This is a genomic window from Streptomyces sp. NPDC111802 (assembly GCF_055634335.1).
Genome location: NZ_JBVKCZ010000051.1, coordinates 1 through 13,518, shown reverse-complemented (window position 1 = coordinate 13,518; position 13,518 = coordinate 1). Strand labels below are relative to the sequence as shown.

7 protein-coding genes are annotated in these 13,518 nt (G+C 72.4%); all 7 read left to right on the top strand.

Annotated elements, in window-relative coordinates; all coding sequences use genetic code 11:
• Positions 1 to 4 precede the first annotated feature (4 nt).
• On the top strand, positions 5 to 3,493 hold the full coding sequence (locus ACZ7NC_RS37965; protein WP_471495453.1) for an FHA domain-containing protein: 3,489 nt from the start codon (positions 5 to 7) through the stop codon (positions 3,491 to 3,493).
• Positions 3,494 to 3,735: 242 nt separating this feature from the next.
• Positions 3,736 to 5,115, top strand: a complete 1,380-nt coding sequence (locus tag ACZ7NC_RS37960; protein ID WP_471495451.1) for an ABC transporter substrate-binding protein — start codon at positions 3,736 to 3,738, stop codon at positions 5,113 to 5,115.
• 3 nt (positions 5,116 to 5,118) lie between these two features.
• Entirely contained in the window at positions 5,119 to 6,465 is a 1,347-nt protein-coding gene (locus tag ACZ7NC_RS37955) for a carbohydrate ABC transporter permease (RefSeq protein WP_471495449.1), read from the top strand.
• Positions 6,462 to 7,376 (top strand): carbohydrate ABC transporter permease, encoded by a 915-nt coding sequence (locus ACZ7NC_RS37950; RefSeq protein WP_471495447.1) that lies wholly within the window; start codon positions 6,462 to 6,464, stop codon positions 7,374 to 7,376. Before ACZ7NC_RS37955 ends, ACZ7NC_RS37950 begins: the two co-directional genes overlap by 4 nt.
• Before the next feature lie 167 nt (positions 7,377 to 7,543).
• Positions 7,544 to 9,748, top strand: coding sequence for a bifunctional glycosyltransferase/CDP-glycerol:glycerophosphate glycerophosphotransferase (locus ACZ7NC_RS37945; RefSeq protein WP_471495445.1), 2,205 nt, complete (start codon positions 7,544 to 7,546; stop codon positions 9,746 to 9,748).
• A gap of 38 nt (positions 9,749 to 9,786) precedes the next feature.
• Complete coding sequence (locus tag ACZ7NC_RS37940; RefSeq protein ID WP_471495443.1) at positions 9,787 to 11,979, top strand: bifunctional glycosyltransferase family 2 protein/CDP-glycerol:glycerophosphate glycerophosphotransferase; 2,193 nt, start codon at positions 9,787 to 9,789, stop codon at positions 11,977 to 11,979.
• 9 nt (positions 11,980 to 11,988) lie between these two features.
• On the top strand, positions 11,989 to 13,518 hold a 1,530-nt coding region (locus tag ACZ7NC_RS37935; protein ID WP_471495441.1), incomplete at its 3' end, for a bifunctional glycosyltransferase/CDP-glycerol:glycerophosphate glycerophosphotransferase.

The following is a 13,518-nucleotide window of genomic DNA, read 5'->3' as shown; positions in this document are numbered from 1 at the left end:
GCCGATGCAGATCCGGCTGACCGTCGTTGACCCGCTGGCCCCGCCTGCCCCTGCCCGGGGCCGCGCCGCGAGCTGCGACGTACTGGTCACGGCGCCCGCGGGCACGGCCCTGGCCGCGGTGGCCTCGGCGCTCGCCTCGGCGGTGTCCGGGGAGGGGAGCACCTCGCGCGCGGGCGAAGCCGACCGTGGCGGCGGCCCGGCCGTGCTGTACGCGGGCGCGGAGCGGCTCGACGACCGGCGCAGCACACTCGGCGAGCCTCCGCTGATAGACGGCGCGGTGCTGGCCCTGGGCGCCCCGGCGGCCCCCGAGCCCCATCCCGAGCTGGACGACGCCCCGACCCAGCTCCATGTCGTGGCGGGCCCGGACGCGGGCGGGGTGCACCTTCTGCACGGCGGCGAGATCCGCATCGGCCGCTCCGCCGACGCCGACGTACCGCTCGACGACCCGGACGTCTCCCGACTGCACTGCGCGGTCACGGTCACCGCCGACGGCCGGGTCTCGGTCGCCGACCTCGGCTCGACCAACGGCACGACGCTGGACGGCGCCCGTCTGACCACCCGCCCGGTGCGTTTCGCGCCGGGCGCGCTGCTGCGGATCGGCGAGTCGGTCCTACGGCTGACTCCGGCCGGTGGTCCGGGGGCGCGGGTGCGGACGGAGCCGGACGGGGAGGGACATGTTCGCGTCCCGGCCGGGGGCGAGCATGAAGTGGACGGTGTCGCCGGGGCCCCGGGTGACTCGCCGGTGCCCCACGCGCGCGTGGCGGACGGCGGCGACCCGGCGGCGCTCGCGGAACACGGTCCGGTCGAGCCGCCCGTCGTCCCGCTGCAGGGCGGGGCACCACGGATCGAACGGCACGAGGGGTCCGAGCGGCCGCTTCCGGGACCACGCGAGGGCGACACCCATGGCGCGGGCCTCGGCATGGGCGCGCTCGGCGGGGGTCTCGAAGCCGGGAGTGCAGCCGGGAGTACGTCCTCGCGTTCCTCCGCCGCGGCAGCGGGCGCGGTCCCCGGCAGCAGCCGTAAAGGCACCCCGCTGCGGGGCACCGACGTACCGCCGGGCGTCCGCAGGCGCGGCGGGCTCACGGCGTGGGCGCGGCGGCTGGCCGGAGGACGCTCGGAGCAGGGGGCGGCCCACGACGACATGTACGACGATGACGAGCCGGCCGAGGCGTCCGGGCAGCTCTCGGCGGCGAGCGGCCCCCGGCTGCCGGAGGCCTGGCCCGACCCGGCGTCGCTGCTGCTGACGGCCCTGGGCCCCGGGCCCCGGCTGTGGGAGCGCCCCCCGGGTCATGCGGAGGCGCTCACGGTGCGGCTCGGCACGGCCGACCGGCCGGCACCCGACGGCTCGGGTCTGCTGCCCGCCGTTCCGGTGACCGCGGATCTGCGGGAGGTCGGGGCGCTGGGCCTGGCCGGTCCGCGCGAGCGGCTCACTGGGCTGGCCCGCGCGGTGGTCGCCCAGCTCGCCGCGCTGCACTCCCCCGACGCCCTGGAAGTGGTCCTGATCAGCGTGGACCGCGCCCGTCCCCTGGAGGAGCGCACCGCCGAATGGGCGTGGCTGGGCTGGCTTCCGCATCTGCGCCCCGGCCACGGCCAGGACTGCCGCCTGCTGCTGGCCTACGACCGTGAGCAGGCGACGGCGCGTACGGATGAGCTGCTGCGACGCCTGGAGGACATGGCGGCGGAGACACGGGCTGCGGGGACGGCCGGCCGGGGGCTGACACCGGCCCTGCCGGACGGACAGATTCCGGCTCAGCGTGCCGTCCGGCGGCCCTCCTGGGCACGGGAGGAGGACCCGGCCGACGGGGCGGACGGTTTCGCGGGTCCGTACACCGTGCTCGTCGTGGACGGCGATCCCGGGGGCGCCGACGTGCGGGAGGCGGTGGCCCGGCTGGCGCTGGAGGGGCCGCGCGCCGGGATCCACGTGGTGTGCCTGGCCGAGACGGCTCCGGCGTCGCCCGCGTCCCCGGTGACGGAGACATATGAGGCCGCCTGCACGGTGTCGCCGACGTTCCGGGAGTGCGGCGCGGTCGCGCTGCTGAGCGGTGATGTGGCGACGGCGCTGCGGCTGATGCGGGTGGCGCGGGGCGGGAGCGCGGAACAGGGCGCCGCCGGCCACGAGCGCGTTCAGGACGGCGCGGTCGGGGCCGGCACCGCACAGCCACGCGACCCCTCCGCAGCCCGCGGTCCCGTCGCCCACGGTCCCGTCGGGCACGGCACCGTCGCCGCGGTGGACGCCGTTTCGCTCGCCTGGGCGGAGCGGTTCGCGCGGGCGCTGGCGCCGTTGCGCACGGAGGGCGGCGTCGGAGAGCGGCACGCGCGCGTGTCGGTCCCGCTGCCCCAGGCGGCACGGCTGCTCGACGAGTTGGGGCTGGCACGGGCCACGCCCGCCTCGCTGATGGCGCGGTGGGCCGACGCGGCCGACGATCCTCAGGCCCTCGGCGGACGGGCGTGCGCGGTGCTCGGGGCCGGACCGCGCGGGCCGGTCAGCGCGGACCTCGGCGTGGACGGGCCGCATCTGCTGATCGAGGGCCCGCCCGGCAGCGGGCGTACGGAGCTGCTGCGGGCCGTCGTCGCGTCCCTCGCGGCGGCCGAGCGGCCGGACCGGCTGGGCGTCGTGCTGATCGACGGCCGGGACAGCGTCGGCGCGGGCGGCGGGCCCGGCGACGGGCTGCGGGCGTGCACCGACATACCGCATGTCACCACCCACCTGACCGCCAACGACCCGGTCCGTATGCGGGAGTTCGCCCAGTCGCTAAGCGCCGAGCTGAAGCGGCGGGCCGAGCTGCTCGGGCGGTCCGACTTCGCCGAGTGGCACACGGGGCGAGAGCTGTCGGGCCGGATGGTCGCGCAGCGCGCGGCGGCGACCGGTGCCGGATCCGGCACCGGGGCCCATGACCACACAGGGGATCTGGACACCCCGCCCAGCTCCACGATGCGGCTGCGGCCGGGGGCGGGACGCCGGCAGGCCGAGGCCGTGCCGCCGCTGCCCCGGCTCGTCGTGGTCGTGGACGACCTGGACGCCCTGGTCTCGCCCGCCTTGGGATCACCGGGCAGGCCGGCGGCGGGTTCGGTGATCCGCGCGCTGGAGGCCGTGGCGCGGGAGGGCGAGCGGCTCGGGGTGCATCTGGTGGCCGCCGCGACCGTCGGGGGCCGTACGGCGGAGTCGGAGCCGGCGCGCCTTGCGACCTTGCGGGTGACGCTGGACCCGGTGACCGCGGGGCCGGACGAGCCGGCGCCGGGGCGGGGCCGGCTGACCTGGGCGGACGGCAGAGCGGTGCCGTTCCAGGGCGGTCGGGTCACGGGGCGTATCCCGCGGACGGCGACATTGCGGCCGACGGTCGTGCCGTTGGAGTGGCACCGGATGGGCGATCCCCCGGCCCGGCGTCAGGTGCGCGAGCTGGGGAACGGCCCTACGGATCTGGCATTGCTGGCCAGCGCGGTGGAGCGGGCGGCGCGGGAGGTCTCGGCGACCGGGGTGCCGTCACTCCTTTGACGCCGGCCGGCGTTTTTCAGCCCGCCCGGCGTTTGAGGACGAGGCCGTTCAAGCCGATGGAGAGGGTCTGGGGGCGCGGCCCCCAGCGAGGCTCGCTCCAGCGCGAGGTACCTGGTCACGAGGCGGTCACGAATTCCCGGTTGACACCGGACGTGGTCTTGCCGACCCCCATACCAAGGCGTAGACCAGATCGCACGGGACAGCGCTCGAACGTTCGACGAGGCACGAAGAACGGGGCAGTGATGCGCAGCACGAGCAGAAAGAACCGGACAAGCAGGGCCGCAAGGGCCGCCGCAGCCGTATGCGCCGGCGCCCTCACACTCTCACTCACCGCGTGCGGTGGCGACGACAACGACAGCGGCAACGAACAGGGCGGATCCGGCCAGGAGACCGCGAGCACCGTCACCCTTCCCAAGCTGAACGGCGAAACCCTCGAGGTCGCCGCGGTATGGACGGGAGCCGAGCAGGAGAACTTCAAGAAGGTCCTCGCGGAGTTCGAGAAGCGCACCGGCGCCAAGGTCACCTTCGTGCCCGCGCAGGACCCGATCATCAACTTCCTCGGCTCGAAGGTCGCGGGCGGCCAGCCGCCGGACATCGCGATGCTCCCGCAGCCCGGCGCGATCAAGCAGGCCGTCGACAAGAAGTGGGCCAAGCCCCTCGGCGCCGACACGGTCAAGGAGTTGCAGGAGAACTTCTCGCAGGGCTGGCAGAACATCGGCAAGGTCGACAACAAGCAGTACGGCGTCTACTACAAGGCCGCCAACAAGTCCCTGATCTGGTACAACGCCAAGGTCTTCGAGAACGCCGGGGCCACCGAGCCCAAGACGTGGGACGAGTTGCTCACCACCGCCCAGACGGTCTACGACTCCGGCGTCACCCCGTTCTCCGTGGGCGGGGCCGACGGCTGGACCCTCACGGACTGGTTCGAGAACGTCTATCTCTCCCAGGCCGGTCCCGAGAAGTACGACCAACTGGCGCGGCACGAGATCAAGTGGACCGATGCGTCGGTGAAGAACGCGCTCACCACACTCGCCCAGGTGTGGGGCAAGAAGAACTATGTGGCGGGCGGCGCGGACGGCGCGCTGCAGACGGACTTCCCGGCCTCCGTCACCCAGGTGTTCACCGGCGGCGACCAGCCGAAGGCCGCCATGGTCTACGAGGGCGACTTCGCGCAGGTCAACATCGTCCAGGCCAAGGCGACGGTCGGCACGGACGCCAAGGTGTTCCCGTTCCCGACCGTCGGTGACACCGCGCCGGTCGTCTCCGGTGGCGACGCGGCCGTCATCCTCCAGGACTCCAAGGCGGCGCAGGCCCTGGCCACCTTCCTCGCCTCCCCGGACGCGGCGACGATCCAGGCGAAGCTCGGCGGTTACCTCTCGCCGAACAAGAACGTGGAGAACTCGGCGTATCCGAACGAGGTGCAGCGCAAGATGGCGAAGGCTCTCCTCGACGCCGGTGACGACTTCCGCTTCGACATGTCCGACCAGGCCCCGCAGGCCTTCGGCGGCACGCCCGGCAAGGGCGAATGGAAGGCCCTGCAGGACTTCCTGAAGAACCCGTCGAACGTCGCGGGCACCCAGCAGAAGCTGGAGGCCGACGCGGCCGCGGCGTACGGAAACTGAGCCATGGCGTCCGCGGAAGCGGCAGGGGGCACCGCGCCCCCTGCCCCGCCCAAGTCGCGCAAGAGCGTGACCGGCACCCGCAGAACGGTGGCGGTGCTCTTCCTGCTGCCCGCTCTGGTGCTGCTCGGCGCGCTCGTGGTGTACCCGATCGGGTACTCGGTGATCCGCAGCTTCTACGACCAGTCCGGCGACGGCTTCGCCGCATTCGACAACTACGAGGCCCTGTTCACGGACGACGGCATCCGCACCGCCCTGAAGAACAACGTGATCTGGGTGGTGTTCGCGCCGACCGTCGCCACCGCGCTCGGTCTGATCTTCGCGGTGCTCACCGAGCGGGTGCGCTGGGGCACGGCGTTCAAGCTGGTCGTCTTCATGCCGATGGCGATCTCGATGCTGGCGGCGGGCATCATCTTCCGGCTCGTCTACGACCAGGACCCGGACAAGGGCGTGGCGAACGCGGTGTGGGTGGGCGTCCACGACACGTTCGCGCAGGCGTCCGCGTTCCCCAAGGCCCACCCGGGCCGCGAGTCGCCGCTGGAATCGGCGCCGGGCGGCGCCTTCATCACCAAGGCCACCGTCAGCGCCGGCACCCCGGTCGCCCTGCCCCTGGTCGGTGTCGCCCCCGGCCAGATGCCGGACGGCGCCAAAGCGGCCGTACAGGCGAAGGCCGAGCCGGACAAGGTCACCGGCACCACCTGGCAGGACTTCACCCGCGGCAAGGGCGTCGGCACCCTCGGCGGCGTCGACGCGGCCGAGCTGGGCTATCCGGGGATGAAGATCGAGGCCGTCAAGGACGGCAAGGTCGTGGCCTCCACCAAGGCGGCCGACGACGGCACGTTCACCCTGCCGGCCGCCGCCGAGGGGGCCCAGCTCCGGCTTCCGGCGGACAACTTCAAGGAGGCGTACAACGGGCTCGACTGGCTCGGCCCGTCCCTCGTCACGCCGTCCATCATCGGGTCGTACATCTGGATGTGGGCCGGTTTCGCGATGGTGCTGATCGCGGCCGGGCTCGCGGGCATCCCGCGCGATCTGCTGGAGGCGGCCCGGGTCGACGGCGCCAACGAGTGGCAGGTGTTCCGCAGGGTCACGGTGCCGCTGCTCGCGCCCGTCCTCGCCGTCGTCGCCGTCACCCTGATGATCAACGTGCTGAAGATCTTCGACCTGGTCTTCATCATCGCCCCGGGCTCCTCCCAGGACGACGCGAACGTGCTGGCGCTGGAGCTGTACCGCAAGGGCTTCTCCGAGGACCAGCCGGGCATCGCGAGCGCGATCTCGGTGTTCCTGCTGCTGCTCGTGATCCCGGTCATGTGGTTCAACATCCGTAGGCTCAGGCGGGAGGTGCGGCGATGAGTACGGACGCCGGCAGGCTCACCAAGGCGGCACCCGAGCCGCTCCCCGTCGTCAAGGGCGAGCAGTCCCTCGGCGGCCGGCTCGCCTCCTTCGTCAGCGGCGGGCTGGTGCGGGTGTTCCTCATCGTCGTGGGCCTGTTCTGGCTGGTCCCGACGATCGGACTGCTGCTGTCGTCGCTCCGGCCGCCGGACGAGATGACCGCGAGCGGCTGGTGGAAGGTCTTCAGCGAGCCCTCCCAACTCACCTTCGAGAGCTACGACAAGCTCCTGGGCAACAGCGACATCACCGACTCGATCCTCAACACCGTACTGATCACGGTCCCGGCGACGGTCCTGGTCGTCATGATCGGCGCGCTCGCGGGTTACGCGTTCGCGTGGATGGAGTTCCCGGGCCGCGACTGGTGGTTCCTCGGCGTGGTCGGTCTGCTGGTCGTGCCGGTGCAGGTGGCGCTGATCCCGATCGCGGAACTGTTCGGGACCATCGGCATCTTCGGGTCCCTGATCGGTGTGATCCTCTTCCACGTCGGCTTCGGGCTGCCGTTCGCGGTGTTCCTGCTGCGCAACTTCTTCGCGGAGATCCCGAGGGAGCTGCTGGAGGCGGCCCGGCTGGACGGCGCAGGTGAACTGCGCCTGTTCTTCCGTGTCGTGATGCCGCTCGGCGGTCCGGCGATCGCCGCGCTCGGCATCTTCCAGTTCCTGTGGGTGTGGAACGACATGCTGGTCGCGTTGATCTTCACGGACGCCGACAGCCAGCCGATCACGGTCGCCCTGCAGACGCAGGTACGGCAGTTCGGCAACAACATCGACATCCTGGCGCCCGGCGCGTTCATCTCCATGGTGATCCCGCTGGTCGTGTTCTTCGCGTTCCAGCGCCAGTTCGTGTCCGGTGTGATGGCGGGCGCGGTCAAGTAACGGCAGGACACGGCACGTTCGAAGGGGCGGACCGACATCGGTTCGCCCCCTGTCGTTCACTTAACGTCCCCCGTATGCCTTATGCACCGTAACCAAGGCACTCCATTGGCCGTTGCCGGGCAAGGCGCTGTCGCCGCCCTCGCCCAGGCCGACCCAGTGGAAGTCCCTTGCCCAGGTTCAGTGTCATCGTCCCCGTGTACAAGGTGCAGGCGTATCTGCACGAGTGCCTGGAATCGGTGCTCACACAGTCGTACCCCGATCTCGAACTGATCGCCGTCGACGACCGCTCGCCCGACGCGTGCGGCGCGATCATCGACGAGTTCGCGGCCCGCGACCCGCGTGTGCGCCCCGTACACCTCACCGAGAACCGCGGCCTGGGACCCGCCCGCAACGCCGGTATGGCCGAGGCGACCGGCGACTACCTGATCTTCCTCGACAGCGACGACGCCCTCACCCCCGACGCCCTGCACGCCATCGCCGACCGGCTGAAGGAGACCGGGGAGCCGGACGTCCTGGTCTACGACTACGCCCGCGCCTACTGGACCGGCGAGACGGTCCGCAACCAGGCCGCCGAGTGGCTCACCGAACGGGGCCCGGCGCCCTTCCGGCTGGCGGACCGCCCGGAGCTGCTGCGGCTGCTGATGGTCGCCTGGAACAAGGCGTACCGGCGGGAGTTCGTCGAGAAGGAGGGCTTCGCCTTCCCGCCCGGCTACTACGAGGACACGCCCTGGACGTACCCGGTCCTGATGACGGCGGAGTCGATCGCGACCCTGGACCGGGTGTGCGTGCACTACCGGCAGCGGCGCCGGGGCGGGATCCTCGGCACGGTCAGCCCGCGGCACTTCGAGGTCTTCGAGCAGTACGACCGTGTCTTCGCCTATGTCGCCGACCGCCCCGAACTCACCCGCTGGCGCCCGTGGTTGTTCCGGCGGATGCTCGACCACCTGGTGGTGGTGTTCGCCCGCCGCGACCGCCTCCCGCGCCGCAGTCGCGCCGCCTTCCTGCGCAAGGCCCGCACCTACTACCGCCGTTACCGCGCCCCAGGCGTCCCCGTCCCGGCACGCACCCGCGTGCACTACGCCCTGGTCCGCCTGGGTATGCACCGCACCTACCGCGCACTGCAGCGGGCGTCGGCCCTCATCCGCCGTACCGCCAAGGTCACCGGCCGTCTGCTGAAGTCCCTGCGCTTCGGCGTCCTGCGGCTGCACTACCGCGTCCAGCGTTGCCTCCCCGTGCGGCGCGACCGCGCCGTCTTCGCCGCGCACGGCGTCCGCGGCCACGGCTGCCATCCGGGCGCCCTGGAGCGGGCGTTCCGCGCGCACGCCCCGCACATCCGCACGGCCTGGATCGCGGAGGACGAGCCTCACCCGTCGGACACCCGCCGTCTGGGCCCCGGCACGGCCGCCTACTGGACGGCCCTCGCGCGCTCCAAGTACCTCGTGCACAACGCCGACTTCGACCGCCGCACGGTCAAGCGCCCCGGCCAGGTCATGGTGCGGACCCAACGGGGCACCCCGCTCAAGCACATGGGCCTGGACCTGCGCGAACGCCCGGCGGCGGCGCGCGACGAGGACATCGAGGAGCTCCTCGACAACGTCGACAGATGGGACTACGTCCTGTCCGCCAACCGCCACTCCACCCTGACCTGGGAGCGGGTGTACCCGGGCGAGTACACGACCCTGGAGTACGGCGGTCCGCGCAATGACATCTTCCAGCGGGCGACTTCCGCCGATGTGACCCGGATCCGCGAGCGACTCGGCATCCCCGAGGGCTCGGTCGTGATCCTCTACGCCCCCACCCACCGCGACTACCGCCGCACCCAGCGCGCCACCCTCGACCTGCACCGCGTCCAGCGCCGCCTGGGCCGGCGCCATGTCATCCTGGCCCGCGCCCACCACCGCCACGGCGGCCCGCTCGTCGACAGCCCGTCCGACCGGGTCATCGACGTCACCGACCACCCGAGCGTCGAGTCGCTGTGCCTCGCCGCGGACGCCCTGGTCACCGACTACTCGTCGATCATGTTCGACTACGCCAACCTGGACCGGCCGATCGTCATCCACGCCGACGACTGGGAGGCCTACGAGGCGGCCCGCGGCACCTACTTCGATCTTCGCTCGTTCCCGCCGGGCGCGGTCTCGCGCGGCGAGGACGAACTGATCGACATCTTCACCACCGGCCACTGGCGCGGCTCGCGCTCCACCCAGCTGAGGGCGGCGTTCCGCGAGCGCTTCTGCCCGTACGACGACGGCGGCGCCGCCGAACGGGTCGTACGCCATGTGGTGCGGGGGGAGACGGGCCACCCGCCCGTCGTGCCGCTCGACCAGCGCCATCCCGTCCGGTCGCCGGCCGCCGTGCTCATCTCGAGCCGCTGAGCGCTCGGCAGGAGATGAACCTCGACAGAAAGAGCAGTATGCCCCGCTTCAGCATCATCGTTCCGTCCCATGGGGTCGCGGGCCGGCTGTCCCTGGCGCTGGACTCGGTCCTCACCCAGTCCTTCGGCGACTTCGAGCTGATCCCGGTCTGCGACACCCCCGGCTCTGCGGCGGCGGATGTCGTCGCCGGGTACGTCGAGCGGGACTGCCGGGTGGCGCCCGTGCACTCGCCGCCGGCGGCCGGGCTGGCCGGGGCGCGCAATGCCGGGGCGCGGGCGGCGATCGGTGAGTGGCTGCTGTTCCTGGACGGCGACGACATGCTGGTGCCGGGCGCGCTGACGGCGCTGGACGCCCGGCTGCGCGAGACCGGTGACGTGGACGTCCTGTACTTCGAGCACGAGCGGACACCGTGGTGGGTGGGCGAGCCGACCAATCCGGCCGCGCCGCTGCTGGCGCGGGCGCCGGACGGGGTCTTCTCGCCGGGCCAGGCGCCGGAGCTGACCGGGGTCCAGCTCCCGGCGTGGAGTGCGGCCTACCGCCGGGCCTTTCTCGCCGAGCGGCAACTCGCCTTCCCCGACGGCCACTTCACCGACATCGGCTTCGGCGGCCTGGTCGTGCTGAGCGCCGAGCACATGGCGGTGCTGCGTCAGGTGGTCGTACGGCATCTGCTGCGGCGGCAGGGCAGCCGGCTGGGCCTGCCGGGCGGGCACCACTTCGACCTGCTGGACCAGGCGGAGCTGGTGCTGCGGCGGGCGGCCGGGCGGGGGCTGTCGGAGGGGCGGCGCGGGCCGCTGTTCCAGCAGCTCTTCGCCGCCGTACTGAAGACGGCCGCCCATCCGCGACGGCTGCCCAGCGGCCGGCGCGCCTTCTTCCGCCGGGCGAGCAGGCTCCACCGGCGGCACTGCCCCACCGGGTTCCGGCTGCCGGGCGGCAGCCTGGGCGTCCAGCACCGGCTGCTGGCGAACGGGGCGTACGTGGCGTTCCGGGCGCTGCGCTGGGCCAACCAGGCGGCGGCGAGGGCGGCCGCGGGTGTCCCGCGTCCGCGCGGGCTGCGCACCTGGCTGCGCTACCGGCGTCAGCTGCGCCGCCCGCTGGCGCCGGACCTCGCCGTGTACTGCGCGTACTGGGGCCGTGGCTATGTCTGCAACCCGGCCGCGATCCACGCCAAGGCACGCGAGCTCGCCCCGCATCTGCGCTCGGTGTTCCTGGTCGAGGCGGACCAGGCGCACACCGTGCCGAAGGACGTGGAGTACGCGGTCATCGGCAGCCGCAGGTACTGGGAGGTGCTCGCCCGCGCCAAGTACCTGGTCAACAACGCCAACTTCGCCGACGCCGTCGTCAAGCGCGAGGGGAGCGTCCATCTGTCGACCCAGCACGGCACCCCGCTGAAGAAGATGGGCGCCGACCAGGCGACGTATCCCGTGGTGGCCGCCGCGACCGGCAGCATCGCCAAGCTGCTGGCCCGCGTCGACCGCTGGGACTACAACCTCACCTCCAACCAGCACTCCACCGAGATGTGGGAGCGGGCGTTCCCGGCCGCGCACGAGACCCTGGAGTACGGCTATCCGCGCAACGACGTCTACTACACGGCGACCGGCGCCGACGTCGCCCGCGTCCGCCGCGAACTCGGTGTCCCCGAGGGCAAGAAGGCCCTGCTCTACGCGCCCACGCACCGTGACTACGCCACCGGCTTCGAGACCGGCCTCGATCTTCAGGCGCTGTGCGAGGAGATCGGCGACGAGTACGTCGTCCTGCTGCGCGCCCACTACTTCTACGACCGGGGCGGCGCGCGCGGCACCGGCCGGATCATCGACGTCACCGCGCACCGCTCCGCCGAGGACGTGTGCCTGGCCGCCGACGCGCTGATCACCGACTACTCGTCGATCATGTTCGACTACGCCAACCTGGACCGGCCGATCGTCGTGTACGCCGACGACTGGGACATCTACCGGGAGCTGCGGGGCGTCTACTTCGACCTGATGGAGGCGCCGCCGGGCCGGGTGGCGCGGACGCCGGGGGAGCTGGCGGCGGTCTTCCGCGACGGCTCGTACGCGGACGAGGGGGCGAGGGTTTTGCGGGCCGCGTTCCGGGAGCGCTTCTGCCAGTTCGACGACGGGCGCGCCGCCGAGCGCGTCGTACGCCGGGTGCTGCTGGGCGAGCCGCCCGAGGCGATCGAGCCGGTGATCCCGCTCGCCGAGCGCACGCCCGCCCCCGCCGCGACGACCCAGTGAGGAACTGACGTGCCCCGCTTCAGCATCATCGTCCCCGTCTTCAAGGTGCAGGGCTTCCTGCGGGAGTGCCTGGACTCGGTGCTCGGGCAGTCGTACACCGACTTCGAGGTGATCGCCGTCGACGACCGCTCCCCCGACGGCTGCGGGGAGATCCTCGACGGTTACGCCGAGCGCGACGCACGCGTACGCGTGCTGCACCTGCCCGAGAACGTCGGCCTCGGCCCGGCCCGCAACGCCGGTCTGGCGGAGGCGGGCGGCGACTACGTCCTGTTCCTCGACAGCGACGACTTCTACACGCCGGGCCTGCTGGAGGCGGTCGCGGCACGGCTGGCGGTGACCGGCGACCCGGACATCCTGGTCTTCGACCATGTACGCACCCACTGGTGGGGGCGCGGCGGGCGCAGTACGGCGGCGGATCTGCTGGCGGCGGCCGGGGCGGGCACCTTCGACGTCCGGGAAAGCCCTGAGTATCTGCGTCTGTTCCTGGTCGCCTGGAACAAGGCGTACCGGCGCGACTTCTTCCTCAAGCACGAGCTGCGCTACGCCCCGGGCCTGTACGAGGACGCTCCCGTCACCTATCGCTCGATGGTGCTGGCCGACCGCATCGCCTGTCTGGAGCGGATCGGCGTCGAGTACCGGCAGCGCCGGCAGGGCGCGATCACCAAGACGCCCGGGCGGCGGCACTTCGACATCTTCGCGCAGTACGAGGGGCTGTTCGCGTTCCTCGAAGGGCGCCCGGACCTGGCGTGGGCGCGCCCGCCGCTGTTCGAACGGGCCCTGGACCACATGCTGTTCGTGCTCGCGCGCGAGGACCGGGTGACGCCCGTGGACCGGCCGGCCTTCTACCGCGAGATCCGTTCCTTCCACGCCCGTCACCTCCCCGAGGGCTTCATCCCGCCCGACGGCCCGCGCGGCAAGGAGATGCGGCTGCTGGCGACGGTGCCCTATCCGCCGTACGCCGTGGCACGCGGTCTGCGTGACCTGCGCAGAGTGGCCGGGTCGGGCAGGCGGCGGGTGACGGCGGCGGCCGCGCGGCGGGCCCAACGGGCTTGGTACGGCGTCCAGTCGACGCTTCCGCTGGATCCGCACCTGGCCGTCTACTCGGCGTTCTCGCACCGGGGCGTGCTGGGCGATCCGGCGGCGATCCACGCCAAGGCCGCCGAGATCGCCCCGCACATCGAGGGCGTGTGGGTGGTGCGGGAGGAGGAGGTGGACTCCCTGCCGCCCGGCATCGACCATGTGACGCCGGGCTCGCGGCGCTATCACGAGGTCATGGCGCGGGCCGCGTACTGGGTGAACAACGTCAACTGGCCGGGCACCCTGACCAAGCGGTCCGGCAGCGTCCACATCCACACCCATCAGGGCACCCCGCTGAAGTACATGGCGGCCGACCTGCTGACCAAGCCCGGCGCCCGGCACGGCTTCGACGTGCCGAGGATGCTGTGGCGGGCGGACCGCTGGGACTACAGCCTGGTGGCCAACCGGCACTCGGAACTGGTGTGGGAGCGGGCGTACCCGTGTCACTTCAGGTCGGTGCGG

Excerpts from the sequence above, each read along its gene's own strand:
- ACZ7NC_RS37965 (WP_471495453.1), top strand. The coding sequence starts at position 5 with ATGCAGATCCGGCTGACCGTCGTTGACCCGCTGGCCCCGCCTGCCCCT.
- ACZ7NC_RS37960 (WP_471495451.1), top strand. The coding sequence starts at position 3,736 with ATGCGCAGCACGAGCAGAAAGAACCGGACAAGCAGGGCCGCAAGGGCC.
- ACZ7NC_RS37955 (WP_471495449.1), top strand. The coding sequence starts at position 5,119 with ATGGCGTCCGCGGAAGCGGCAGGGGGCACCGCGCCCCCTGCCCCGCCC.
- ACZ7NC_RS37950 (WP_471495447.1), top strand. The coding sequence starts at position 6,462 with ATGAGTACGGACGCCGGCAGGCTCACCAAGGCGGCACCCGAGCCGCTC.
- ACZ7NC_RS37940 (WP_471495443.1), top strand. The coding sequence starts at position 9,787 with ATGCCCCGCTTCAGCATCATCGTTCCGTCCCATGGGGTCGCGGGCCGG.